We start from the raw sequence: 26,611 nt of genomic DNA on the forward strand, positions 1-26,611 counted from the left end.
TGGGGCTTTTTGTTGGTGGCAAAAAGGCAACGGCCTACTCTCCCGGGTCTTACCCTAGTACCATTGGCGCTGGCAGGCTTAACTTCTCTGTTCGGGATGGGAAGAGGTGTGGCCCTGCCGCCACAGTCACCTTGATTTCTTCAAGTGTCCAATTTTTTTTTTGACATGCTGCCGGCAGAGGAAACGTAAGGGCGGTCCACAGGGGCGGTGCGCCTGGCGCGCCCGAAGCGCCCGGGCAATTAGTACCGCTCGGCTCTGGCATCGCTGCCCTTGCACCTGCGGCCTATCAACGTGGTCATCTCCCACGGCCCTTAAAAGGAAGCCTCATCTCGGGGCGGGTTTCGCGCTTAGATGCTTTCAGCGCTTATCCCTGCCCAACATGGCTACCCGGCGGTGCGGCTGGCGCCACAACCGGTACACCAGGGGTTGGTCCAGCCCGGTCCTCTCGTACTAAGGCCAGATCCCCTCAAGCTTCCAGCGCCCATCACAGATAGGGACCGAACTGTCTCACGACGTTCTGAACCCAGCTCGCGTGCCACTTTAACGGGCGAACAGCCCGACCCTTGGGACCTTCTCCAGCCCCAGGATGTGACGAGCCGACATCGAGGTGCCAAACCTCCCCGTCGATATGAGCTCTTGGGGGAGATCAGCCTGTTATCCCCAGCGTACCTTTTATCCTTTGAGCGATGGCCCTTCCATGCAGGACCACCGGATCACTATATCCAGCTTTCGCCCCTGCTCGACATGTCCGTCTCACAGTCAAGCCCCCTTATGCTATTGCACTCCGCGCACGATTACCAACCGTGCTGAGGGGACCTTTGAAAGCCTCCGATACACTTTCGGAGGCGACCACCCCAGTCAAACTACCCACCACGCAATGTCCCGCGCCAAAAGGCGGGGTTAGGCACCAAGGAGGCAAAGGGCGGTATTTCACCGTTGGCTCCCCTGCCCCTAGCGGGGCAGGATCAGCGCCTCCCGCCTATCCTACACATCACCCCCCCAGTGCCAATGCGAAGCTATAGTAAAGGTGCATGGGGTCTTTCCGTCCCGTGACGGGTACACGGCATCTTCACCGTGACTACAATTTCACCGAGCTCATGGCCGAGACAGCGCCCAGATCGTTACACCATTCGTGCAGGTCGGAACTTACCCGACAAGGAATTTCGCTACCTTAGGACCGTTATAGTTACGGCCGCCGTTTACTGGGGCTTCGGTTCAGCGCTTCGCCTTGCGGCTGACGCCCCCCCTTGACCTTCCAGCACCGGGCAGGTGTCAGGCCTTATACTTCATCTTGCGATTTCGCAAAGCCATGTGTTTTTGTTAAACAGTCGCCTGGGCCATTTCTCTGCGGCCCCGCTCGCGCGGGGCACCCCTTTTCCCGAAGTTACAGGGTTAATTTGCCGAGTTCCTTGGCCATGATTCACTCGAGCACCTCAGGATATTCTCCTTGACTACCTGTGTCGGTTTGCGGTACGGGCCCCACAGCGGTTGTGCTTAGGGGGTTTTCTCGGGAGCATGGTTACGTCCGCTCCATTCGGCCGGGGCCTCTTGGTACTTTCGGGTTTCGGCAAGGGGCGCGGATTTGCCTGCGCCCCCTGTACCTACGCCCTTAAACGGCCTGTTCCGTCAGGCCGTGGGACTTTCACTCCTCCTTCGCCCCATCGCCCGCTGCGGTGGTACCGGAATGTTGACCGGTTTGCCATCGGGTGCGCCTTTCGGCCTCCCCTTAGGTCCCGACTGACCCGCGGCTGATTGACATTGCCGCGGAAACCTTAGTCTATCGGTGGGCGGGGTTCTCACCCGCCTTATCGTTACTTATGCCTACATTTGCTTTTCCAACCGCTCCACCAAAAGTCATCTCTTGGCTTCCCCGCTGTTGGAATGCTCCCCTACCACTGTCCCGCTCACGCGGGACAATCCCAAGCTTCGGCACCACATTTTATGCCCGATCATTATCGATGCCCTGTCGCTCGACCAGTGAGCTGTTACGCACTCTTTAAAGGGATAGCTGCTTCCAAGCTAACCTCCTGGCTGTCGCGGCAACTGGACCTCCTTAGTTCAACTTAATGTGGATTTTGGGGCCTTAGCCGTGGGTCTGGGTTCTTTCCCTCTCGGACACGGACCTTAGCACCCGTGCCCTCATTGCAAGGTATGTTTGCCGGCATTCGGAGTTCGTCAGGATTTGGTAGGATGTGACTCCCCCTAGTCCTATCGGTAGCTCTACCTCCGGCAAACTCGACCCTCACACTGTCCCTAAAGACATTTCGGGGAGTACGAGCTATTTCTCAGTTTGATTAGCCTTTCACCCCTACCCTCAGCTCATCCAAAAGCTTTTCAACGCTTACTGGTTCGGGCCTCCACCCCGTGTTAACGGGGCTTCACCCTGGCCAAGGGTAGATCACAAAGTTTCGCGTCTGCCCCCACTGACTGTGCGCCCTGTTCAGACTCGCTTTCGCTCCGGCTCCCCCCGTCAACGGGGTTAACCTTGCCAGTGACGGCAACTCGTAGGCTCATTATGCAAAAGGCACGCCGTCACCAAATCCCTTGGCTCCGACCGCTTGTAGGCGCATGGTTTCAGGTTCTCTTTTCACCCCGTTGTTCACGGTGCTTTTCACCTTTCCTTCACAGTACTGGTCCACTATCGGTCTCTCAGGAGTGTTTAGCCTTACCGGATGGTGCCGGCAAATTCAAACGGGGCGTCTCCGACCCCGCCCTACTCAGGGTACCACCTCTCCCCTATGGCTTCCTTTACGGGGCTCTCACCCTCTTTGGCCCGGTTTCCCACCCGGTTCATGTCGCCCTCGGTTTCGATTATGTGGCCCTATAACCCCCGCCAAGCCTTGACTTGGCGGGTTTGGGCTCTTGCGCGTTCGCTCGCCACTACTGGCGCAATCACTGTTGTTTTCTCTTCCTCCGGGTACTTAGATGTTTCAGTTCCCCGGGTTTGCCCCCATTGCTGGGTGTCACGCCTTCAGCGTGACGGGTTGCCCCATTCGGACACCTGCGGATCAAACCCCGTTTGCGGGTCCCCGCAGCTTTTCGCAGCTTACCACGTCCTTCTTCGCCTCTGAGAGCCTAGGCATCCCCCATGCGCCCTTCATTACTTCTTTTTGGCGCGGCCCCGCGGCCGCCCCTGTCTATGCTCTTACATTTTCTCTGCCAACATGTCAATGAACACTTTTGCCGCCCTTGTGGCGGCATAGCGGCACGGCATTTCCGCTGCCCTTGCCTTTTTTGTCTCTTTTATCCCGCCCCCGGCAGCCCGTTTGGCGGCCGGTGTTCGTTCCCGCACCCCTTTCGCTGGGCCCATGTGGAGAATATCGGAGTCGAACCGATGACCTCCTGCTTGCAAAGCAGGCGCTCTAGCCAGCTGAGCTAATCCCCCTTTTCAACAAGTGGGCCTGCGTGGACTCCCCGATAGCCATCGGGGTAAACTTCCCGTCCACTTAGTTCCCACTTCGTGGGCCTGCGTGGACTCGAACCACGGACCTCTACATTATCAGTGTAGCGCTCTAACCACCTGAGCTACAAGCCCCGGTGGCCGGTGGCCGGTGCGGAAAAATGACTTTGAAAAGGCGGGCAAAAAGAGAGGGGGGCGGGAGGGCCCGTCCTTGCCCTGTGCGCGGAACGCCCAAAGGCGTGCCGGCACGGGCGCTCCAGAAAGGAGGTGTTCCAGCCGCACCTTCCGGTACGGCTACCTTGTTACGACTTAGCCCCAGTCACCGGTTTAACCCTAAACAGCGCCTCGCGGCAACTGCCTTCAGGTCCCCCCAGCTCCCATGGCTTGACGGGCGGTGTGTACAAGGTCCGGGAACGTATTCACCGCGCCATTGCTGATGCGCGATTACTAGCGATTCCAACTTCACGCAGGCGAGTTGCAGCCTGCGATCCGAACTGAGACGCGCTTTTCGTGATTGGCTCCCCGTCACCGGGTCGCGACACGCTGTGCGCGCCATTGTAGCACGTGTGTAGCCCTGGGCGTAAGGGCCATGATGACTTGACGTCATCCCCTCCTTCCTCTCCGCTTGCGCGGGCAGTCCCCTCAGAGTCCCCACCTTTACGTGCTGGCAACTGAGGGCAGGGGTTGCGCTCGTTGCGGGACTTAACCCAACACCTCACGGCACGAGCTGACGACAGCCATGCAGCACCTTGCTCCCTGTCCTTGCGGAAAAGCGCATCTCTGCGCCTGTCAGGGGCATTCTAGCCCAGGTAAGGTTCCTCGCGTACCATCGAATTAAACCACATGCTCCACCGCTTGTGCGGACCCCCGTCAATTCCTTTGAGTTTCACCCTTGCGGGCGTACTCCCCAGGTGGGTCACTTAACGCTTTCGCTAAGGCGCTGGCCGTGTACCGCCAACACCGAGTGACCATCGTTTACTGTGCGGACTACCAGGGTATCTAATCCTGTTTGATCCCCGCACCTTCGTGCCTCAGCGTCAGTTACAGCCTAGCAAGCTGCCTTCGCTATCGGTGTTCTTGACGATATCTAAGCATTTCACCGCTACACCGTCAATTCCGCCTACCTCGACTGTACTCAAGTCCTTCAGTATCAATGGCACCTCGACAGTTGAGCTGCCGTATTTCACCACTGACTTAATGGACCGCCTACGCACCCTTTAAACCCAATAAATCCGGACAACGCTCGCCACCTACGTATTACCGCGGCTGCTGGCACGTAGTTAGCCGTGGCTTATTCACCGGGTACCTTCAATTCCCCACGCATGGGTCTTTTATCCCCCGGCAAAAGCAGTTTACAACCCAGAAGGCCTTCTTCCTGCACGCGGCATGGCTGGATCAGGCTCGCACCCATTGTCCAATATTCCCTACTGCTGCCTCCCGTAGGAGTCTGGCCCGTATCTCAGTGCCAGTGTGGGGGATCACCCTCTCAGGTCCCCTATTGATCATCGCCTTGGTGGGCCGTTGCCCCGCCAACTAGCTAATCAAGCGCATGCCCATCCACGGCCCCGTGGTTTAAATACAGGACGATGCCGTCCCGTATTCCTATGGGGCGTTAATCCCCCTTTCGGAGGGCTGTGCCCCGGCCGTGGGCAGGTTGCATACGTGTTGCGCACCCTTGCGCCACTCTAGGTCAAGTATTGCTACTCAACTTGCCGTCCGGCTTGCATGTATTAGGCCTGCCGCTAGCGTTCATCCTGAGCCAGGATCAAACTCTCCATAGTATTGCATTCGGCCCCCAGCGCATCGCTGCACGGGGGGCACTGTTCTCTTCAGGACGGGCCCGGACACCCATGACGCATCCATCTGCGGCTTGGGCGCCCCGGCCCCCTTTACCTCTCTTTACCCAACCTTTTCAAGGAACGTTTGAGCTATTATTCTGCTCATTGAAACTTACCTCGTTCGTTAACTCAGTAAGTCTATCTTTAAAAACGGAGCGCAAAGGTATGGAAAACCAAATTGCTTTGCAATAGCTATTCTAAAATAATTTGAAGTTGCACTGGTTTTCAATTAGTTGTGGTTAGAAAAAAGTTCTTCTGCAAAAACTTGTATTGTCTGACGTTGATTAAAATCAAAAACCAATAAAGATTAGCGAGAAAAATTGTGGATAACTTTTAAACTAAGCAGATGAATTGCAGGTAAAAATCAGTCGTGAAAAAATATCTTAAAAGGAAAAATTCTTCTGAGTTCAATATAATTTTGGATTGACTTTAATTCTACTTCGCTCTCTTAAAAAGCGGAACCGTGCTACATGGCTCGCCAAACATAATACTGGCTGCCCATGGGCGCAGTCGATTGGCGGCTTCTACATAGATTGCAACAGGTACTTCTACTTTACTGCAGCCTTTGATGACTACTTTAGCGTTTTTGTATTGTTGCCAATCTATTTTTTGAAGTGATTGTAAAAAAAGTTGTGTTTCGAGTGTTTGCAAATCGCCAAAAACAACTTGAGTTGCATAGGGCTGAAGAGAAAGGGAGACAAGCATAAACGCCCATGTAGGAATGATGGCATCGGCAGAGCAGTGGAGAGCTACAAATTGGTTTTGATACTGCTGCCAATTATGATTTTTAACGTGCTCTCGAAACTCTTTTTCTTTGAGAACAATCTCCTGGAACAACCATGGTTTGATATCCACCAGCGTGCGGCTACCTAGTTGAAAATAATCTTCTAAATTGAATGCAATCAATGCACTGCTTGCTACGCGGTTGAAGATAGGCTCTTCGGTATTTAGTTGAGTGTTGGGCATTGGAGCGTTTGGGCTGATTTTTTTTTATAGTTGTTGAGATTGTTACAGGACTCTTTCGGAATCCTAATCCGACCAACTTGATAAGTTGAACACAAAAGAAATCAAATTGGTTTTTTTATCATGAAATCTTTCAGGTAGAATGGCTCGTACAATGGAAGGTCCTCAAATTTACCGGATATAAATTTTTGCCACACTACTGGCCCCATGTGTCGGGCCGAAGGATGGACATCCTCGATAAAAATTGCGTGGGGATGAGTAATAATTTGCTTGCACTTGCTTGCACCATCACCAAAAAAGTAAACTTCATTTTTCTGCAACCATTCACCAAAACTACTGGACTCAATTACTTTTGCCTGGGTTGATTCGATAATATCTGCTTTTGTATCTGCTAAAAGGCAGTATACTTCCATTCTGCGGGCGTCTAACATTGGGCACAAAAGGGATGACCTTTCCTTAAATTGGTGGTCTTTTATAGTTTGATGCACCATCAGTTCGAGCGTGTTGATTGAAATAAGAGGCAGCGACTTTGCAAAGCAAATACCCTTGGCTGTGGCTACCCCAATACGAAGCCCGGTATACGAACCTGGCCCTGCAGAAACGGCTACTGCAGAAAGCTGATCTACTGATGTATCGGTTTTTTTAAACAATCGATCGATCATAACAGCTAATTGTGAAGCGGTTGATTGGGGGGCAATGCTTACTTCGGTTGCCACCCATTCTTCAGCGTCCTGCAAAGCCACTGAACAAATGGGTGTGGCCGTTTCGATACATAGAATGAGTGCCACTAATTAGGTAATAGTAATTTTTTGTAGGCCGCCTGATCTGCTAAAATCTTTTTGGCTTCTTGCACTTCCTTATCGCGATTGAGGGATACCAATGCCTGGCCTTCTGAAAGCTGATAATGAAAACCGATTTCTTCTTCCAGTAACGGAGCTATTTCTGATTTAAGTCGTATTAAATCAGTGTTTCGGTATTGACTAACTTTGGATTGAAGTTCAGTGAGCGATTGCTTCAAATCTTCATAATACCGTTCACTTTTTGCCGAAACCACTAATTCTTGTGCTTTTTTCTCCAACTCCGAAGAATAGGAGAACCTTCTTTCCTTTACCCAATCCACAAATTTTTTATATTCAAGTTCTGAAAGTTTGAAATCCTTTAATTGAATAGCGGGATTTTCTGAACAGAATTTGGTGGCATACTCAAACAACAAACCAGAGTTGGCCAATTCTACGGTTGCTGTAGCAAACTCATCTGCAGGGATAACAATGTCTGGATCTAATCCGCCACCATCGTACACTTTTCTGCCTCCTTTGGTTTTGAATTCACGTTTTAGTGAATCGGCAAATTTTTCAACAGCTCCATCGCTTTTGCGATGGGTGTAATCCAATGCTTGAATGCAGCGGCCACTGGGTATATAATACTTAGCAGTAGTAACTTTCAGTTGCGCATTGTAGGAAAGCTGACGGGTGGTTTGCACCAAGCCCTTTCCGAATGTTTTTTGGCCTACTAAAATGGCGCGGTCGTAATCTTGTAGTGAACCCGCCACAATTTCTGAAGCCGAGGCCGTGCCACCGCTTGTTAAAATTGCCAATGGAATTTCTAAATCTTGGGGTTGATTTAGTGTGGTGTACAATTTGTTCCACTCTTGCACTTTTCCTTTGGTCGAAACAATTTCTCTATTCTTGGGCAAGAAAATATTGGCAATGTTGACTGCCTCGTAGAGTGACCCGCCAGGGTTGGCCCGTAAATCCAAAATTAATTTTTTTGCCCCTTGTGATTTTAATTTTTCAACCGATTCTTCTATTTCTTTGGCAGCGCCAGGGGTAAACTCATCGAGTTTGATGTAGCCGATGTTTCCATCTACTAAAGTGCTATAGGTAATATTGCTGATTTTGATTTTCTCGCGAACAAGTTTTACTTGAATATCTTCTTTTGTGCCAGTGCGCCTTACTTTGATTGTCACTTCTGTATTGGGTGTTCCTTTCAGCATGTTGCTCACTTCGCTAGTGGGTTTGCCTTGGGCATTTTTTCCATCTACTTCAATAAACTCATCACCAACTTTTAGACCTGCCCTGTAAGCAGGAAAATCTTTGTAAGGAATCGTGATCACTGTTTTGTTGTTGACGATGCCAATGAGTGCGCCAACACCTGCATATTGGCCAGTTGTTAAGATGCTGAAAGCCTCTCGATTTTCTTCTGGGATATAGTCGGTATAGGGGTCCAATTGCTCGAGCATACCGTTGATGCCCGTTTCGATTAACTTTTTTGGGTCAACTTCATCGACATAGTAGGTGTTGACTTCTTTGAAGAGAGTGGCAAAAATATCCAAGTTCTTGGCGATGTCGAAGTATTTTTCGGCCGGGGGGGTGAAGGCGAAAGAAATGAGGGCTATTAACAGAATTGCAAGGGAGATTTTGATTACCTCACCCCTCCGCCCCCTCTCCGAAAGAAAGGGGGTGACCGTACCTACCTTTTTTTCGTTCTTACTTTTCATTTTGTGCTCTTTAAGTATTCGCATAAAAATTGCCTCGAAGACCTCTTGTTCTAATTTTCTGTCTATTTAAAGCTCGTTTAATTTCTTGATGGCCAAAATCATCTTTTCGTTGATGATTTTAGAATCTAAAATTTCTTTGGGAGTATAAATATAGGCAATCAGCCAGTTTTTTTCGCAAGAGAAATTATGCTTGTTGAGGCGATATGCCTCGCGGATGCGCCTTTTGATTTTGTTACGGTCTACGGCACGCTTGAAATGGCGAGCTGAAGCAGAGATGAGAACCTGATTTAGTGAACTTGTGGAAGGCAGATGGATGACCTTAAATGGGTGCAAATAAAAATAGGAACCCTTGGTAAAGAGTTCCTCTATTTGCTTTTTGCCTGAAAGCCTTTCTTCTTTTTTGAAAGTAAACTTTCTCATACGACCTCACCCCCAACCCGTCTCCAAAGGGAGAGAAGGGACGGTCGAGTTTTATTTAAATCTGAATGCTACTTCGCTTTAGACTTAGCAGTGCCTTCGTCTGATACGGTAAGTCTTTTTCTACCGTTTCTTCTGCGGTTTGCCAACACTCTGCGGCCATTGGCTGTTGCCATACGCTCGCGGAAACCGTGTTTATTCACTCTTTTTCTTTTGGAAGGCTGATAGGTGCGTTTCATATCTCAAATCTTAGCTAAATGACTGATTCTTAAAACCTTTTCGTAAAAGGGCTGCAAATATGGCTAAGAATTGTGGATTATACAACTGGTTGTTGGGGATTGGGGTCGAAGCGCGATTGCTTTTGAAGCTGGCCGGACTTGGAGTGGATAGCCTGCCTTTGCCGAAGCGGCTACGTGCGGGCACATCCGACCCGTGTGAGTGGCTTGTTGCGATGTTAGGAGCCACCAACAGAGAAAAATTACAACAACAGATGCTCCAATACTTTTTCCACTTGCGGGGTGGTGAGCCTTGGGCCAAATTGCTCCACCACTTTTGACGATGCCAAGGATGCTAACTTGCCAGCTTCGGCATAGCTATGGCCGTTGGTGATGGCATACATAAACGCACCTGCAAACATATCGCCTGCCCCGTTGCTGTCTATGGCGTGCACTTTGTATGGTTCTATGTTGATGAAGGTGTCTCCATCGTATACCATCGCTCCGTTTTTGCCGAGGGTCATTACAAAACGCTTGGCTAGACTTTTTAATTTTTCGCGGGCTTCGGCAATTGAATTGGTACCTGTAAAAATCATGGCTTCTTCTTCGTTGCAAAAAAGCAAATCGACACTGGCGCCCACTACTTCTTCCATTTGCTTGGAAAAATATTTGACCATGCTGGGGTCAGAGAAGGTGAGGGCTACCGAAACTTTGTGATGCTCGGCAAGTTTTTTCGCTTCCTTCATGGCCTCCAGACCTTTAGGGCTTGCCACCAAGTAGCCTTCCATATATAAGTATTTTGAGTTTTTGATGGCTTGCTCATCCAAGTATTCGGGCGAGAAGAAAGAATTCACCCCTAAAAAGGTATTCATGGTGCGCTCGGCATCTGGGCTGGTCATTACCAAGCAGCGGCCAGTGTGGTCAACTGGAAGTTTTTCGTATTGCAGGTTAGTCGCAATACCATTGGTTTTTAAATCATCGATAAAAAATTTGCCCAGCTCATCTTTCGCCACCAAGCAGGAGTAAAAACCTTTGCCGCCAAACTGACTGAGTGCGGTGATGGTGTTGCCCGCAGAACCTCCTCCCGTGAGTTTGCTTTTATTCATGTCGATAGCTTTCATCAAATGCTGTTGGCGTTTTTCATCTACCAGCGTCATCACGCCTTTTTCCACTTCGTTTTTTTGAAAGAAGTCGTACTCTACTTCAGTAACAATATCAACAATGGCATTGCCTATGGCATAAACATCAAACATGATTAAGGATTTTAGATTTAAGATGTGAGATTTTAGATTTTGCGCGAAGATAAGTTAAATCCACAAAGTGTTGAAAATGCAGAGAAATTATGAAGAACACTCAAATTCAGCTCTGGCGCTAAAATCACACCCACTTTTTAACTTTTAAAAGTAAAAATAAAAACCTGTCCATTTTACTTTAAGGGCATCTCTAAAAACCCGTTTTAAATTTTTTCACTTCCTAGTTTATCGAATTTTTTCTTTGCCATCTTAAAAAATAGTGATTAAGGGCTCTTTTGACTTTTTCTTTTCACCCTTGGCAGGATGATGATTGACCATTTGGTCAAACTATCGGCCATTCAAGTTCACTTTTATTTGCGTTAGCCTGAACAAATTGTAGGTGAGGTTCATTAAACCAATCGTTGCTTTGGCCCTCACAAAGTTTCGGCATCGGATATACATTCGGTTCATCGAGTTGGTCATGAACCCAAAAATGTGTTCCACTCTTGCCCTTGTCTTTGATTTCTTCTTGTTGCGCTTTTGCTGCGCCTTGGTAAGGGGTTTATTGCGGTATCCTTTTTCATGGATCATGGAGGTCATATTTTTTTCGTTCAACTCTTTTTCAATTTTCTCACTCCGATAAGCACTATCAGCATATACTTTTTGTCCGCGATCCCTTTTGTCAATCAATGATCCAATCATTTCACTATCGTGAACATTGGCAGGGGTTACCTTATAACCCGTAATGAGTTTGGTATGCGCATCGGCTTTCACATGGTCTTTATATCCATAGTAACTTTTTCCATTGTGCGTAACCCATTTGGCATCAATATCTTTCTGGCGTAGCTTGTTTTCTTTATCTTTCCAATCTGGGGGAATAATTCCCTCATTGAGTTGTTGGTTTTCATCGCGACCGTTTCGTTGAATAGGGACTTCCACAATGGAGGCATCTATCATTCTGCCTTTGTTAAGAATTACACCCCGTTGGCTCAAGGTTTTATCCAGCAAGGAAAACAATTTCTCCACCATCTTGCCTTTGGCAAGTTCATTTTTAAAGTTCCAGATTGTTTTGGCATCGGGCACCGTATCAGATATGGTCAACTCTAAAAAACGCATGAACGATAAACGATCTAAAATCGCATATTCCGTGCCGTCATCGCTTAAATTATAATAGCGTTGCAAAATCAATATTTTGAACATCATCAGATAATCAAAGGAAGGGCGACCGCCTTGGCTTCTGTCTTTTCCCGATTCAAAATGTGCCTCCAAGGGTTTGCGGAAAATCTCAAAGTCAATGTGGGCTTGCAATTTTAACAATGGATCGTTTTGCTTACCGATTTTATCCAACCGAAACTGCTCATCAAATAATCCTCTCGATTTATTTTTCATCTATTTTCACCTTTGCATCAAGAAACAAAATTTATAGATAACTTCGTAGGGTTTTTAGAGATACCCTTAATGGACTTAAAGTAAAATACCAATATTTTTATTTTACTTTATCAAAAATTCGATCAGTAAGACTTATGGAAAAAAATGGAATTCTAAAGGAATTTACTGGTAATTTTAGGAACCGGATTTTTGGGTTTGCTCCCTATTTGAACTTATTTAATGACTGACGAGTAGAAAAAGTCCTTAAGCACTCAACAACTCCTTCTCTTCCAATTTCTGAACAACACTCAAATTCAACTCAGGTGCTAGAATTATGCTTACTTCCTCTCGTTCAGAAAGTTCTTTTAGTTTGGTAAGTGATACAGAGCCCGTCATGTATTGTAAGCCTTGCCCTTGGTAGCCGCCTTTAAAGTTTTCAAAATCGGCTGGCTGGATGGACTCCTTTTTAGTGAAGCTTATGACCACATCTACCAACGCGTCATTCGAAAATGCAAAGCCTTCACCTTGGGTAAATTTTTTGTATTCGTAGCGATAGTCAAACGTAAGTGCAGAAATATCAGACAGCACAGCCGAACCCGTAGGATAGCCACCTGCGCCTTTGCCAATGAACACTTGCTTTTCTGCGAAAGCTCCTTCTACCAATACTGCATTGTATTCGTTGCGAACGTTGGCAAGCATGTGATCAGCAGGAATAAACTGCGGAGCAACAAAGCCAATAATTTTCCCATTGAGCTTGTAAGCACGAGCCACCAATTTGATGGTAAGGTTATTTTCTCTGGCGTATTTTAAATCCACCGCAGAAATCTTATCGATGCCGATATTGATGATGTCTTCGGGTTTCACAAAAACGCCAAAGGTGTGGGCGATAGCAATTACCAACTTAAACTTGGGGTCAAAGCCTTTCACATCCAAACTTGGGTCGCTTTCAGCAAAGCCTAAGTCTTGTGCGCCTTTCAACGCTTCGGCATAACTTCTGCGTTCCTCAAAAACTTTCGTTAAGATATAATTCGTAGAGCCATTGAAGATCCCTTCAATACTGGTGATTAAATCATTATCGTAGTATTCTTCTAGATTTCTGAGGATTGGAATGCTTCCGCACACGGAGCCTTCGTACAGCACAGAACGATTATACGTTTGTTGAAGCTCGTAAATTTCAGAAAGGTTTTCGGCCAGCATGCGCTTGTTGGCAGTAACTACGTGTTTGCCTTTTTGCAACGCAGCTTTCACGATTTCAAAAGCGGCATTGGCATCATCAATCAATTCCACTACAATGTCAATGTCGGCATCGTTAAGGATATCCAGTTTCTCAAACGTAAAAATGGAGCTATCCAAATCGCGTTGTTTGTTTCTGTTTTTTACACAGATTTTTTTGATCTCTGCTTTTACACCATGTGTTTTGTTGAGTACGCTGTACAGGCCATGCCCTACTACACCGAATCCGAATAAACCAATCTTTAATTTCTTTTTCATTTTTTAGAAGTATTATTAAAACCTTCAAGTTCTTTTTGCTTTAGCGTTCAGACCTTGAAGGTTAGGTTTGTTAAGAATTAAAATCCTCCATCGATTTAAAATCATACGAACCATGCAGCAAAACTGTTTCCTTTTCGTTTGCCTTAGAGCGTAGAAATCTTTTAACAATTTTTTTAAACTGATCGAACTCCACCAAAAAGCCATCGTGACCATACAGCGAAGCGATCGATTCAAAATGAGCATTGGGTATTCTTTCTGCCAAATACTTTTGTTCTTGAATGGGGTACAAAAAATCATTTTCAATACCCACCACCAAGGTTCTGGCTTTGATGCTTTTCAACGCGGCTTCCACGCTTTCGCGATTGCGGCCCAAGTTATGGCTGTCCATCGCCTTCGACAAAATCCAATAGGTAAATGCATTGAAGCGGTTCACTAATTTTTCTCCTTGGTATTTTTGGTAGGTAGCTGCTCGATAGTTGTCTGTTTTATCATTCGTTTTTTCAGCTTGCGTTTCCGCATACGTTTCATACGCGCGATAGGAAATCATGCCCATGGCCCGTGCCGCCTTCATGCCTTCAGCACCCGCGCGCAAATCATCCTGCTTCCAGGTAGGGTCGGCTTCAATGGCCATTCGCTGTGCTTCGTTAAAGGCAATGCCCCACGGTGAGTGAAAAGCATTGCACGCAATCGGTACGATGTGTTCAAAAATATTTGGTTGTTGAATCGCCCACTCCAAAACCTGCTGGCCACCCAATGAACCGCCAATCAATGTGTGAATTTTTTGGATGCCCAATTGCTGCCGCAGCAAATCAAATGCACGAACAATATCACGATGCGTAATGGCCGGAAAACTGTGGAAGAAATTTTTTCCTGTTTCTGGATTGATGGATAACGGGCCTGTGGAGCCATAACATCCACCCAACGTGTTGGCGCAAATGATAAAATAATCGCGTGGATCAAAGGGTGAACCTTCTTCAAATAAACCTTTCCACCAATCGGTAAAATCAGAACTTCCCGTAAGGGCGTGACAAACCCACACCACATTGCTGCGGTCTTTGTTCAATTGCCCAAGCGTGGTGTACTTAAGTTGAAAGCCCGGGAGTGTTTTCCCGAGCTCTAACTCAAAGTTCTGTTGATAGTGAAAGATCGATTCTGATTTTATCATATTAGTTAAAAAAGCCGTGAGCCTTGAGTTACGAGCCACCGCTGGCAACTAGCAGCTCGAAACTCAAAGCTTATTTTAAGCAACTAGTTCTCCCGCAAACACCTTATCAAACGCCTGTTGCAAATCAGCTTTGATGTCGTCTATATGCTCCAGACCAACTGATACACGCAGCAACGTAGGCAATACGCCCGATGCAATTTGTTCTTCATCCGACAATTGCTGGTGTGTGGTGGCCGAAGGTTGAATGATCAACGTCTTCGCATCACCCACATTGGCCAGGTGACTGATCAGTTTCAAGTTATCTACTAACTTGGTTGTGTGCTGTTTTGTTCCCTTTACGGTGAAAGATAATACCGCACCGAACCCATTCTTTAAATATTTCTTGGCCAATTTATGGTAGGTGCTGGAGGTAAGGCCCGGATAATTCACTGTTTCTACATTTGGATGTTGCTCTAGCCATTGCGCCAACGCCAAGGCATTTTCAACGGCACGCTGCACACGCAACGAAAGCGTTTCCAAGCCTTGAATCAACAAGAAAGAATTGAATGGACTAATGGCCGGTCCGAAATCGCGCAAGCCTTCCACGCGCGCACGGATGATGAAGGCGATGTTGGGTAACCCAAGAGGATTGCCTTCGCCAAACACGTCCCAGAATTTCAAGCCATGGTAGCCTTCGCTTGGCTCAATAAATTGACTGAACTTGCCATTGCCCCAATTGTAATTTCCACCATCTACAATCACACCGCCAATGGAGGTGCCATGGCCGCCAATCCATTTTGTGGCAGACTCAACCACTACGTTCGCACCATGTTCTAACGGGCGAAATAAATAACCTGCTGCACCGAAGGTATTGTCAACGATCACCGGCAGGTCATGCTTTTTTGCCAGGGCTGCAATTGCTTCAAAATCGGGAATGTTGAAACCGGGGTTGCCAATGGTTTCTAAATAAATGGCTTTCGTCTTTTTGTCGATGTGTTTTTCAAATGCTTCTGGCTTGTCGCCTTCGGCAAAGCGAACTTCAACCCCCAAGCGCTTGAAAGCAACTTTGAATTGGTTGTACGTGCCTCCGTACAAAAAGGAAGTAGAAACAAAATTATCGCCAGCCTGCAAAATATTGTTGAGTGCAATAAACTGAGCGGCTTGGCCTGAACCCACCGCCAGTGCCGCCACGCCACCTTCTAAGGCCGCCACACGCTTCTCAAAAACGTCAGTAGTCGGGTTCATGATGCGGGTGTAAATGTTCCCAAACTCTTTCAAGGCGAAGAGATTGGCACCATGCTCAGAATTTTTAAACTGATACGAGGTGGTTTGATAAATCGGCACTGCACGTGAGCCCGTAGTAGGGTCAACTTCCTGGCCTGCGTGTAATTGGAGTGTTTCGAAACGTAAGTTTGACATAAAATAGTTATTTAAGGTTTAAGATTTTTTGATTTCCGATTTTGTAGAAAGAAACGTAGCCTTAGCCATACCCGTCACTCTGCAGGCCGTGCGCTAGTTTTGTTGTGAGATGGTTCAACAACCGATCAACAACAAAAAATCATACAACAACAAATGTTGTTTCGCAAAGTCTGATTGTAAATATTGGGTGAAAGAGATCGAACTTTTGTTCGTGCGGGAGTAATGTTGATTGTTTTCATTTTCATACCGGTTTATAGTTCCTCAAAGACCTTCTCTGAGGCAGGTATTAGCACCCTTCTCGGGGTTGCTAGTGGTTCAAAGAGCCTGTTCTCTCCCCACTTCTTTATAAATCGGTTTGCCTAATTTTTAGTAGTGGCTTCCCCGACTATGATGACACAAACGTATACTAGTTTAGTAGAGTTTCCAAATGTTGTGTTAAAAAATTCATAAAAATATTTTTTGGAGATGCTTACAAGTGTTTGGTGAATCTACAACGGCACCCTCGCATTAAACACAGATCCTGTTTCCATGGAGCTCGTAAACTCAATCATGCCATTCAGTCGCTCACCCTCTCTCTTTAATATATGGAGGCAAAGCCTTGTTTCCGATCGTTGGCGCGATAAAACATATCGAAAATGTTGGCTTGATGTGCCTCAGCAATCCCTTGCCCGTTGTCCTCCTCCGAAATGGAAACAAAAGAATGTTCTCCCTTTGGACTGGTAAGTGCTGTGTGTAGGCGTTTGGCTCGGCTCACTTGCGCCTTTTAAAATTGAACTTAAAGATAAGGGTCAATTTACAAAAATCAAAAAGTTGTTTTCAAACTAGGCACAAGTCTCGCGCTTGCTTACACGCATCGCGAAGACTTGCACCAGTTGGGTTATTTTAAGAAACCATGTTGCTGTGCATTGGCGCAAGACGTAAAAATCCGCCTAAGTAAGCATGCCCCCGTCCACTTGCAGCACCTGCCCTGTCATGTAGGTGGACATGTCTGAAGCTAAAAATACGCACGCATCAGCCACGTCTTCTGGTTTGCCTCCACGCTTGAGTGGAATGGCATCGCGCCAACTTTGTACTGTTTTTTCATCCAACTTGCCCGTCATTTCTGTTTCAATGAAACCGGGGGCGATGGCATTGGAGCGGATGCCCCGCGAACCTAACTCTAACGCAACTGATTTAGTAAATCCAATGATGCCAGCTTTTGAGGCTGCATAGTTTGCTTGCCCTGCGTTTCCTTTCAAACCAACTACAGAAGTCATGTTAATTATAGAGCCTCCTTTTTGTTTCATCATCGGTTTGCAGGCAGCCTTCACCGTATTGAAGCACGATTTCAAATTTACTTGCATGATTTTGTCCCATGCCTCTTCGGTCATTCGCAGCAAAAGATTGTCCATGGTAATGCCTGCGTTGTTTACCAAAATATCGAGTGAACCAAACTCGGCCACCACTTCATTGATTAGTTTATCGGCCTGGGCGAAATCAGAAGCATCAGAGCGATAGCCTTTGGCCTTAATGCCTTTGGCCGCGAGCTCTGCTTCCAATGCCTGACCTTGTTCTACGCTGGATAGATAGGTGAAGGCAACGTTGGCACCTTGCTCTGCAAACTTGATGGCAATGGCCTTGCCTATTCCTTTGGAAGCACCGGTGATTAGGGCGTTTTTATTTTGGAGGAGTTTCATGGGGAGGTATTGAAAAAATTTAGAAGTCAGAATTTAGGAGTTAGAATTTAGGAGTATGCTGTAATCTTCTTCATCAAACTAACTTCCAACTTTAACTAACCCCAAAACTAATATTTTTCTTATTGATATGTTAGATAAATTGAGGTGATGAACTGCGTATTGGCGTGGGCAAGGGATTGCAGCGGAAAGCCCGAAGTGTGTCGGGTTCGCGCGTGGCCGGACTTGTAGCGGAAAGCCCAGTGGCCTTTCGCCTCGCTTGGCCATGCCCCAAAGAAAAATCTTACTTGTTTTTCGATTTGTAATAAGCCACTATCTTTGACGCGATTTTAAAAGACAACTTTATGGGATATGATGTAATCGTTATTGGCTCTGGTCCTGGGGGCTATGTGGCGGCTATTCGTGCTTCACAATTAGGCATGAAAGTAGGCGTGGTAGAGAAAGCAGAGCTGGGTGGCATTTGCCTCAACTGGGGATGTATACCCACCAAGGCATTGCTAAAAAGTGCCAATGTGTTTGAATACATCAAGCACGCAAAAGATTACGGTATCGATGTGAAAGAAGCCTCACCCGATATGGCGGCTATGGTAAAACGCAGTAGAGATGTAGCGGCTGGGATGAGCAAGGGGGTGCAGTTTCTATTCAAGAAAAATAAAATCGATCAGATTGAAGGGCACGGGAAGTTGAAGAAAGGTGGCAAAGTAGAAGTGATGGATGCTGCCGGGAAGAAAACCGATTATGACGCCAAGCATATTATTTTGGCCACAGGCGCGCGCTCGCGCGAATTGCCTGCACTGAAAATCGATAACAAAAAAATCATTGGCTACCGCGATGCCATGGTACTGCCATTTAAACCGCAAAAAATGTTGGTGGTAGGCTCGGGGGCGATTGGTGTTGAGTTTGCCTATTTCTACAACACGATTGGTGTGGAAGTAACCATTGTTGAATTTTTGCCACGCATTGTGCCGGTGGAGGACGAAGAAGTTTCGAAGCAATTGGAAAAGTCATTCAAGAAATCGGGTATAACGATTTACACGAATTCAGAAGTGACGAAAGTCGATACCGGTGGCAAAGGCTGTGTATCGACCGTAAAAACGCCAGCAGGTGAAATCAAAATTGAAACTGACGTAGTGCTTTCTGCGGTGGGTGTCACCACCAATTTAGAAAATCTCGGATTGGAAGAAGTGGGTGTGAAGAACGAAAAAGGAAAAGTGATTGTAGATGCGTTCTACAAAACCAATGTGCCCGGAGTGTATGCCATCGGTGACATCACCAGCGGCCCCGCCTTGGCGCACGTAGCTTCAGCCGAAGGAATCATTTGCGTGGAAAATATTGCAGGCAAAAAACCAGAGCCACTCAATTATAATAACATCCCTGGCTGCACATACTGCTCACCAGAAATTGCTTCGGTAGGTTATACAGAAGAAGCTGCAAAAAAAGCAGGCTACGAAATTAAAGTAGGTAAATTTCCATTCACTGCTTCAGGCAAAGCAAAAGCGGCCGGTGCGCCAGATGGTTTTGTAAAGGTAATTTTCGATGCCAAGTATGGCGAATGGTTGGGTGCGCACATGATTGGCGCGAATGTTACGGAAATGATTGCCGAAGTGGTATCCGCACGTAAATTGGAAACAACCGGACATGATGTGATCAAAACGGTGCATCCTCACCCTACCATGAGCGAAGCCATTATGGAAGCCGCTGCGGCTGCGTATGGAGAGGTGATTCATTTGTAATAAGTGCCAGTAAGTGGTTCGTGTCAGGCCATTCGTGTAAAGCGAGTCGTCCCCATTTTTTTGAAAGGTGTAGGTAAAGAGGGCATCCGTAAAAGTCAACAACCTATTTATGTACTTACAAGCTTACACCCCCGATTTCGGGGTAAAAAAATAACCTAATCCCCAGCGGTGATAAACTGTATTGTTTGATGAAGGCTCAAGCGGGACGATTACGCCAGAGAGGGGTCATCTTTTCATGAAAAAACGGTGTGTGGGAATACAGTACGTACTTGAGAAAAAATTGATCACGTTATCAATCAACCTGATAGTAACCAACAGGCTTCTTTCAATTTCTATTTGCTAAACTCGGTCAGAATTTCTGACGATATCAGCTTGCCCTTTTTGTTGTAATCCTCCTGCTTAACAAGCCCAACACCTTTCGCAATCCATGATTTGGACGTGCCTGTTTTTGTCATCAACATCTTCACTTCGGTTTGGCTGGAGATGATGAAGCAATCAAACTTACCTGCAGGCGTGTCTATCGTTTCGGTTCCGGTAACCGTCCGGTCGGTGTAGCGCATAAAGAATTTGAAATTTATATTTCCGGAATTCATGATCATATTTAGGTCGATCTCCTCAAGTTTTTGGCCTACCTGTAGGTTGTTTGGCAACTTGAAATTATTTCCGTCAACAGAAACGGATACTTTCTGATCCTTTATTCCTGCCTTTAAGGTTTCTTCCGTAATCTTCTTTAAATCTACTTCAAAAGTGGTCCCATCAAAGGTTGACTCAAATTTCAGTGTTGTGGATTTGTTTTTTTTCTTGTCCTCCATAACCGATGTGGTCGTAGCTTTCTCAATTCCATTTTCAACCGTATAGTCGGTGATATCATTTGTAACAATTTGGGTAATGTTGCCTTTGTTGTCATAGTGCGTGAACACAGACTTTATCCCCTTCGTCATGGGGTAATACTCACTCCCCGTAGGATTTAGGAATGACATCAGCACAACCACGGGCAAAAAGGAAATCATGACTAGTTTGAATTTTTTCATTGTTTAAAGTTGAATGCAGAGGTAAGTAAGGAAAATAAGCGAAAATAGGCAAGCATTGCACGTGTAAAAATCAGCAACGGACGATTAGTTGAAGTGAAAATAGTCAAATCACTTTTGCTTTTGCTAGCTCCTTCTTTGTTTGTTCTGCCGATTGAAAATGAATCGTGGGCAATCCTACTTTTAAAGCGCCCTCCACGTTTTTGATATTGTCGTCAATGAAAATCGCCTGCGCAGGATTGATTTGATAGCGATCAAAAAGAATTTTATAAAATTCGGGAAAGGGCTTTCGCGATTTCTCTACCCCCGAAACCACAATACCTTCAAACCAATGAAGGAACTCAAAATTATCTAACGCCCACGGAAATGTTTCTGCCGACCAATTGGTGAGGGCGTAAAGTTTGTACTTTTTTGACTCTTTGATCTCCTTTAGAAGCGCTACGGTTTCATGAATGCGCCCGTTGATGGTCTCATTCCATCGGCCATACCACGCACGGATAGCCAGCTCATGTTCAGGAAATTTTGTAACCAACTCTTCGGTGGCTTCTTCAAATGAACGGCCCGCATCTTGTTGATCGTTCCACTCAGGCGTGCACACATTCTCCAGAAACCAATTGATTTCTTCTTCCGTTTTAAAAATCTTGCGATAGAGGTAGCGAGGGTTCCAATCGATGAGCACTCCGCCCAGATCGAAAATGACTGTGTTGATAGATGACAAAGCTAAGATAGTAAATGAATGATTAAAATGATAAAAAAGTCTATGTGCTTTTTTTCGCCAAGATAAAATGTTTTCTATTAATAAGTAAACAAAAAACCCTACTCCCTAACTCCCAAACGCCCATTTCAAAAACTCAGGCATTGCTTTCGCCCAGGTGGCGGTGTCGTGGCGGCCTCCCACCATTTCCAAGTAGTGAATATCTTTAAATGGCCGATATCCTTTTTTTGTCAGCTCGGCAATTAAATCTAATGTGTCGTCAATGGAGTCAATCACACCATTGTTGTTGCGGTCGCTGGCTTCATCTTCGGTACCCGTCTGAAACCAAAAACGCAAGCCATGTTTCATTTTTCCGTTGCGAATGCGCTGGTGCATAATACGATCGCGGTGATCGGAATAAAAAAGACTGTGGGCATCGCGTTTACGCCACCACAGCGAACCACTAAACACGCCCACCTTCCTAAACATTTCCGGATGGTTCCAAGCAATGTCCATTGCGCTGAGACCACCCATAGAGTAGCCAGCAATGGCGTGTTGCTCTGGCGAAGGATGGATGGGGTATTTATAAACCAAGTACGGCACAAGTTCGCTCACAATGTATTTTGAATACGCCTTCGCGCTGGCGCCTCTGCTTTGGTAGTCTTTTTTATCGGCCACACCGTATTCTTGCAAGCGATCACCAGCGGTTACACCCACAATGGCTACTTCTTGCACAACGCTCGATTGGGTAAGCTGTTCAATCGTTTCTTTTATTCTCACCGCTTCATTATCCTGCCCATCGTTTAACAACAGCAAAGGATATTTTTTTCCAGATGTTTCGAACCCCGCTGGCAATAGTATTTCTACATCCACATCGCGCTTAAGCAATTCTGAGTGAATGCCCGTAAGTTTAATTGATTGATAGGTGCTTTCCTTGATTAAATCTTCTTTCACCGTTTGCGATTCAGGTTATTACTTGTCATTTTTAAAAGACACAAAAATAGGATTTTTGAGGTGAGATAGGCGACAAATGCTTGTTCTAAGGAAAAATTGGCATGAAGTAGCACATGAAGAAAAAAGGAAATGCTTCAATTTTTGAGTTTGGATACTCAGCCTGAAAACTATAAATCAGTAGTCAATAAAATTCTTAATGGAGAAAAACTATTTGATAAAAATTGGATGGGCTATTCATATAAAAATAAGGTTGATTTTAGAACTTAAAAAATACAGGAATAGTTAGTTTGTATATTTGAGGCTTATTTTTTTAAAATGAACCTCGTCAATAACGTTTATCAAATCCAAGGGCTGAATGTAGCCGATATTTGCGCTGAATTTGGAACGCCATTGTATGTGTACGATGGCCAAAAAATAGTTCAGCAACTACAGAATTTAAAAAATGCCTTCTCAGAAAACCAAGTAAAGGTGAAGTATGCGGCCAAAGCGCTCACCAATATTTCGATTTTAAAGTTGCTGAAAAAGAACGGGGCAGGGGTAGATGTGGTGTCGTTGCAAGAAGCACACATTGCCATGGGTGCCGGGTTTACGCCTGACGAAATCATGTTTACGCCCAACTGCGTTGATTTTTCTGAAATTGTAGAAGGGGTAACGCTCGGCCTCAACATTAATCTCGATAATCTGTCGGTGCTTGAAAAGTTCGGAAAAAAATATGGAAGCAATTATCCTTGCTGCATCCGGCTGAACCCACATATTTTGGCAGGGGGAAATTATAAAATTTCTACGGGGCATGGCAATTCAAAATTTGGTATTTCGGTTTATCAGCTTCCGCAGATTATGCAGTTGGTGCAGCAATACAAAATCAATGTAAATGGTTTGCACATTCACACCGGTTCTGAAATCACCGAGACGGACGTGTTTTTGAAAATGGCCGAAATCCTGTTTGGTGTGGCCCGCGATTTTCCCAATCTTAAGTTCATCGATTTTGGAAGCGGATTTAAGGTGGCCTACAAAGAAGGCGACCACATTACCAACATTTATGATTTGGGTTTGAAGTTGGGCAAAGCCTTCAAAGAATTTTATCAAAGCTATGGCAAACAATTGGAGCTTTGGGTTGAGCCCGGAAAATACTTAGTAAGCGAAGCAGGTTATTTGTTTGTAAATGCCAATGTGGTGAAGACTACACCTTCCGTCACCTTTGTGGGTGTTAATTCAGGACTCAATCATCTCATCCGACCGATGATGTACGATGCTTATCATGATATTGTGAACACCTCTAACCCAACAGGCGACAACAAAATATACACTGTGGTCGGTAATATTTGTGAGACCGATACTTTTGGTGCCGATCGCAAAATGAACGAAGTGCGCGAGGGCGATTTGTTGGTACTGAAAAATGCAGGAGCGTATGGTTATTCGATGGCCTCTAACTATAATTCACGCTTCCGCCCTGCGGAAGTATTGGTGTTAAATGGAAAAGCGCAACTCATTCGCAAGCGCGACACATTGGACGACATTTTGAGAAATCAGGTAGCGATTGACTTTGATAAGTAGTGAGGCCGCATCCTTCATGCTACAAGCAGCTTGCATCGGGAGGCATGAGGCTTGTGACAATTCTTAAATAACACAACTTGTCTAACCACAAACCATTCGACTTAATAGTAATCGGTGGCGGGGCAGCTGGTTTTTTCGGTGCCATCAATGCTGCACATAAAAATCCTAAACTTAAGATTGCCATTCTTGAGAAATCATCAAAGCTACTTTCTAAAGTAAGAATATCTGGAGGTGGCCGATGCAATGTAACCCATCATTGCTTTGAGGCCACACCCTTGTCGCAGCACTACCCCCGTGGACAAAGAGAATTGAAGAAATTGTTTCGAGTGTTTCAAGCGAGCGATACGGTAAAATGGTTTGACGAGCGAGGAGTAAAATTAAAAACCGAAGAAGATGGACGGATGTTTCCGACCACCGATGACTCCCAAACCATTATCAATTGTTTTTTAAAAGAAGCTGACCATTATAATATTCAGATTTATCTAAATGAAGGTTTAGAACATTTGGAGAAAAATGAGAATCTGTTTTATCTGAAAACAAATCGACAAACGTTTATCAGCAACAAGGTGTTGGTAGCAATTGGTGGTCATCCTCAATCTTCCTCTTACGATTTTGTAAAACAAGCCGGCCATACCATCGTTCCGTTGATTCCTTCGCTTTTTACATTCAATGATTCCGAAAAGAAATTTAAAGACCTGATGGGTGTTTCGGTGGCGGAAGCGACCGTGAGAATTGCAAGCACCGATTTTTCAGAGCTTGGCCCGGTGTTAGTTACTCATTGGGGATTGAGTGGGCCAGCCGTTATCAAACTCTCGGCTTGGGCGGCTACCTATCTTCATGATAAAAAATACACGTTCACAGCTTTGGTAAATTGGACAGGCAAGCGGGGCGAAGAAGAAGTTCGGGAATTTTTACAAAATCAAAAGGCAAATCGCGGTAAGCAAAAGATAGTAACCAACCCATTGTTTGCGTTGCCGAGCAGGTTGTGGGAGCGGTTAGTCTCGATAGCAGAAATTATAGATGAAAAAATTTGGGCCGAGGCGTCCAACAAAGAAATAAATAAACTGACTGAACTTTTGATTCGGTGCCCATTCCACATAAAGGGCAAAACTACTTTTAAAGAAGAGTTTGTTACCTGTGGCGGTGTAGACCTGAAAGAAATTGATTTGCAAACCATGGAAAGCAAAAAAGTACAGTGTTTATACTTTGCTGGCGAAGTGTTGAATATTGATGGCGAAACAGGCGGGTTTAATTTTCAAGCAGCTTGGTCTACCGCCTTTGTGGCGGCTAAGTCAATTTCCCAACAATTTTTGGAAGCCTGACAGTGAAAACCCTTTGTAAAACGAATTGTTGATTTGGCTTTGTAGTATGTAAATAAAGAAATCCATGAACAAAAAATGCTAGCCAAAGCTAGCATTTGAAGTGGTGGTGACGGAGGGAATTGAACCCCCGACACAAGGATTTTCAGTCCTTTGCTCTACCAACTGAGCTACGTCACCTTAAAAAAATCCCTATTAATTCGTTCAATAGGGCGACAAAATTAGTGGAATTCTGTTAATTTGAAAGTGCCTGATTCCTAATTTCAACAACTTATTTTAGGAAAACGGCCTTTGATTGGCACAATGACACAGATTAGCTAAGTTTGACTCATGGCAATAGCACAGCAAATACTCTTCCTTATAGCACTCGGGCTTGCCGGGTACTTCATTCGCAAGCGCGTGGTGCGCATTCGCAAAAACATTGAATTGGGCAAAAAAGAGACCGTTTCAGGTTCTAGCAGCGAGCGTTGGCAAAACGTATTGCTCGTGGCCTTTGGTCAACGTAAAATGTTCAAACGTTTTATTCCCGCCTTTTTTCACTTTTTAATCTATGCTGGTTTTCTCATTATCAATTTGGAAGTATTGGAGTTTGTGATTGATGGCGTAGCCGGCACCCACCGGATTTTTGCCCCTTACCTCGGTGGCTTCTACAATGTGTTGATGAATATTTTTGAATTTTTGGCCGTGGCCGTGTTGGCGTCTTGCATTGTTTTTTTGCTCCGAAGAAATGTTTTAAAAGTAGCACGCTTTCAATCAGCTGAAATGACAAAGTGGCCGCGCATGGATGCCAATTTGATTTTGACGATTGAAATCATTTTGATGTTGGCTATCCTTACCATGAATGCTACCGACCAAATTTTGCAAACCCGCACTACACACTATCATCCGACAGGCTTATTGTTCTTTAGCAACATTATCACACCGGCACTTCAAAATATCAACACCTCAACGCTTATTTTTATTGAGCGTTTCTGCTGGTGGTTTCACATCTTGGGCATTTTTGCTTTCACGATTTATGTTACGTACTCCAAGCACCTTCATATTTTCATGGCGTTTGTCAATACCTATTATGCCAAACTTCAACCGAAGGGCCATATTAACAATATGCCTGTGGTTACGCACGAAGTGAAAACCATGTTGGGGTTACCGGTAGAGCCTTCAATAACACCATCAGTGCCTGGTCGGTTTGGTGCAAAGGACATCAACGATTTAAGCCGAATCAATTTGATGGCAGCCTACGCCTGTACTGAATGCGGCCGTTGTACGAGCGAGTGCCCGGCCAACCTTACGGGAAAAAAGCTGTCACCACGTAAAATCATGATGGACGTTCGCGACCGCATGGAAGAAGTGGGCAATAGTTTGGAAAAAGGCGGACCCGGTTTGAATGATGGAAAGTTTTTGCTGGGAGATTATATCAGCAAAGAAGAAATCAATGCGTGCACGAGTTGCAATGCGTGCGTGGAGGCTTGCCCTGTTTTAATCAACCCGCTGGAAATCATTTTGGAACTGAGACGCTACCAAGCGATGGAAGAAAGCAGTTCGCCCCAGCAATGGAACAGCATGTTTCAAAATGTGGAAACCAGCTTTACGCCTTGGAAATTTCCGGCCAGCGATCGCTTTAATTGGGCAAAAACAAATTCTTGAGAGCGGAAGAAAAATCGTAAATCTAAAA

At 45.7% G+C, this 26,611-nt stretch carries 20 protein-coding genes, 3 tRNA genes, 3 rRNA genes and 1 riboswitch; of the genes, 4 read left to right on the forward strand and 22 right to left on the reverse strand.

The features are described from left to right. Positions 1 to 21: 21 nt before the first annotated feature. From rrf to fabG, 18 genes are all read right to left on the reverse strand, one after another. A 5S ribosomal RNA gene (rrf, locus tag KA713_12650) occupies positions 22 to 134 on the reverse strand. Positions 135 to 219: 85 nt separating this feature from the next. Continuing rightward, a 23S ribosomal RNA gene (locus tag KA713_12655) occupies positions 220 to 3,110 on the reverse strand. Between the two features lie 35 nt (positions 3,111 to 3,145). Further along, positions 3,146 to 3,310, reverse strand: a complete 165-nt coding sequence (locus KA713_12660; protein UXE65335.1) for a hypothetical protein — start codon at positions 3,308 to 3,310, stop codon at positions 3,146 to 3,148. A gap of 1 nt (position 3,311) precedes the next feature. After that, positions 3,312 to 3,385 (reverse strand) — tRNA-Ala (locus tag KA713_12665). A 76-nt stretch (positions 3,386 to 3,461) separates the two neighbouring features. Then, a tRNA-Ile gene (locus KA713_12670) sits at positions 3,462 to 3,535 on the reverse strand. A 125-nt stretch (positions 3,536 to 3,660) separates the two neighbouring features. Continuing rightward, positions 3,661 to 5,181 (reverse strand): 16S ribosomal RNA (locus tag KA713_12675). Together the 16S, 23S and 5S rRNA genes with 2 tRNA genes alongside form the textbook arrangement of a ribosomal RNA operon. A 492-nt stretch (positions 5,182 to 5,673) precedes the next feature. Next, the gene (locus KA713_12680) at positions 5,674 to 6,204 is read right to left on the reverse strand and encodes a DUF2480 family protein (protein ID UXE65336.1); all 531 of its coding nucleotides are present in this window, start codon (positions 6,202 to 6,204) and stop codon (positions 5,674 to 5,676) included. A 101-nt stretch (positions 6,205 to 6,305) separates the two neighbouring features. Then, positions 6,306 to 6,989 carry a tRNA (adenosine(37)-N6)-threonylcarbamoyltransferase complex dimerization subunit type 1 TsaB gene (tsaB, locus tag KA713_12685; protein ID UXE65337.1) on the reverse strand — a complete coding sequence of 228 codons (684 nt, stop codon included), beginning with the start codon at positions 6,987 to 6,989 and terminating at the stop codon, positions 6,306 to 6,308. Then, entirely contained in the window at positions 6,989 to 8,698 is a 1,710-nt protein-coding gene (locus tag KA713_12690; protein UXE65338.1) for a S41 family peptidase, read from the reverse strand. Before KA713_12690 ends, tsaB begins: the two co-directional genes overlap by 1 nt. A gap of 66 nt (positions 8,699 to 8,764) precedes the next feature. Beyond that, positions 8,765 to 9,118, reverse strand: coding sequence for a ribonuclease P protein component (gene rnpA / locus KA713_12695; protein ID UXE65339.1), 354 nt, complete (start codon positions 9,116 to 9,118; stop codon positions 8,765 to 8,767). Between the two features lie 68 nt (positions 9,119 to 9,186). Next, on the reverse strand, positions 9,187 to 9,354 hold the full coding sequence (gene rpmH / locus KA713_12700) for a 50S ribosomal protein L34 (GenBank protein UXE65340.1): 168 nt from the start codon (positions 9,352 to 9,354) through the stop codon (positions 9,187 to 9,189). Positions 9,355 to 9,593: 239 nt separating this feature from the next. Continuing rightward, the gene (locus KA713_12705; protein ID UXE65341.1) at positions 9,594 to 10,583 is read right to left on the reverse strand and encodes an adenosine kinase; all 990 of its coding nucleotides are present in this window, start codon (positions 10,581 to 10,583) and stop codon (positions 9,594 to 9,596) included. 327 nt (positions 10,584 to 10,910) lie between these two features. Beyond that, a complete protein-coding gene (locus KA713_12710; GenBank protein ID UXE65342.1) occupies positions 10,911 to 11,951 on the reverse strand; it encodes an IS5 family transposase in 1,041 nt (346 codons plus the stop codon). 243 nt (positions 11,952 to 12,194) lie between these two features. Then, positions 12,195 to 13,421, reverse strand: a complete 1,227-nt coding sequence (locus KA713_12715) for a homoserine dehydrogenase (GenBank protein UXE65343.1) — start codon at positions 13,419 to 13,421, stop codon at positions 12,195 to 12,197. A 70-nt stretch (positions 13,422 to 13,491) separates the two neighbouring features. Beyond that, the gene (gene metX, locus KA713_12720; protein ID UXE65344.1) at positions 13,492 to 14,586 is read right to left on the reverse strand and encodes a homoserine O-acetyltransferase; all 1,095 of its coding nucleotides are present in this window, start codon (positions 14,584 to 14,586) and stop codon (positions 13,492 to 13,494) included. A 75-nt stretch (positions 14,587 to 14,661) separates the two neighbouring features. Beyond that, positions 14,662 to 15,984, reverse strand: a complete 1,323-nt coding sequence (locus tag KA713_12725) for an O-acetylhomoserine aminocarboxypropyltransferase/cysteine synthase (protein ID UXE65345.1) — start codon at positions 15,982 to 15,984, stop codon at positions 14,662 to 14,664. 248 nt (positions 15,985 to 16,232) lie between these two features. Beyond that, a riboswitch (SAM riboswitch) is annotated at positions 16,233 to 16,336 on the reverse strand. A gap of 225 nt (positions 16,337 to 16,561) precedes the next feature. After that, on the reverse strand, positions 16,562 to 16,738 hold the full coding sequence (locus KA713_12730) for a sensor histidine kinase (GenBank protein UXE65346.1): 177 nt from the start codon (positions 16,736 to 16,738) through the stop codon (positions 16,562 to 16,564). A gap of 175 nt (positions 16,739 to 16,913) precedes the next feature. Then, positions 16,914 to 17,660, reverse strand: coding sequence for a 3-oxoacyl-[acyl-carrier-protein] reductase (gene fabG, locus KA713_12735; protein UXE65347.1), 747 nt, complete (start codon positions 17,658 to 17,660; stop codon positions 16,914 to 16,916). A gap of 341 nt (positions 17,661 to 18,001) precedes the next feature. On the opposite strand from fabG, the gene lpdA reads away from it, so the two are divergent. Continuing rightward, a complete protein-coding gene (gene lpdA / locus KA713_12740; GenBank protein UXE65348.1) occupies positions 18,002 to 19,390 on the forward strand; it encodes a dihydrolipoyl dehydrogenase in 1,389 nt (462 codons plus the stop codon). Positions 19,391 to 19,722: 332 nt separating this feature from the next. On the opposite strand, the gene KA713_12745 is transcribed toward lpdA, so the two are convergent. The 3 genes from KA713_12745 to KA713_12755 form a co-directional block, all read right to left on the reverse strand. Continuing rightward, complete coding sequence (locus tag KA713_12745; GenBank protein UXE65349.1) at positions 19,723 to 20,421, reverse strand: hypothetical protein; 699 nt, start codon at positions 20,419 to 20,421, stop codon at positions 19,723 to 19,725. Positions 20,422 to 20,524: 103 nt separating this feature from the next. Further along, positions 20,525 to 21,145, reverse strand: a complete 621-nt coding sequence (locus tag KA713_12750; GenBank protein ID UXE69119.1) for an HAD family phosphatase — start codon at positions 21,143 to 21,145, stop codon at positions 20,525 to 20,527. A gap of 96 nt (positions 21,146 to 21,241) precedes the next feature. After that, positions 21,242 to 22,066 (reverse strand): esterase family protein, encoded by an 825-nt coding sequence (locus tag KA713_12755; protein UXE65350.1) that lies wholly within the window; start codon positions 22,064 to 22,066, stop codon positions 21,242 to 21,244. Positions 22,067 to 22,381: 315 nt separating this feature from the next. On the opposite strand from KA713_12755, the gene lysA reads away from it, so the two are divergent. Both lysA and KA713_12765 read left to right on the forward strand, forming a co-directional pair. After that, positions 22,382 to 23,620: a diaminopimelate decarboxylase gene (gene lysA / locus KA713_12760; protein ID UXE65351.1), complete on the forward strand. Its 1,239-nt coding sequence runs from the start codon at positions 22,382 to 22,384 to the stop codon at positions 23,618 to 23,620. A 110-nt stretch (positions 23,621 to 23,730) separates the two neighbouring features. Beyond that, on the forward strand, positions 23,731 to 24,942 hold the full coding sequence (locus KA713_12765) for an NAD(P)/FAD-dependent oxidoreductase (GenBank protein ID UXE69120.1): 1,212 nt from the start codon (positions 23,731 to 23,733) through the stop codon (positions 24,940 to 24,942). 101 nt (positions 24,943 to 25,043) lie between these two features. Here KA713_12765 and KA713_12770 read toward each other — a convergent pair. Further along, positions 25,044 to 25,119 (reverse strand) — tRNA-Phe (locus KA713_12770). A gap of 150 nt (positions 25,120 to 25,269) precedes the next feature. On the opposite strand from KA713_12770, the gene KA713_12775 reads away from it, so the two are divergent. Further along, a complete protein-coding gene (locus KA713_12775; GenBank protein ID UXE65352.1) occupies positions 25,270 to 26,583 on the forward strand; it encodes a 4Fe-4S dicluster domain-containing protein in 1,314 nt (437 codons plus the stop codon). The last annotated feature ends 28 nt before the right edge of the window (positions 26,584 to 26,611 follow it).

This window comes from Chryseotalea sp. WA131a, from assembly GCA_025370075.1.
In the GTDB taxonomy this organism is placed as follows: domain Bacteria; phylum Bacteroidota; class Bacteroidia; order Cytophagales; family Cyclobacteriaceae; genus ELB16-189.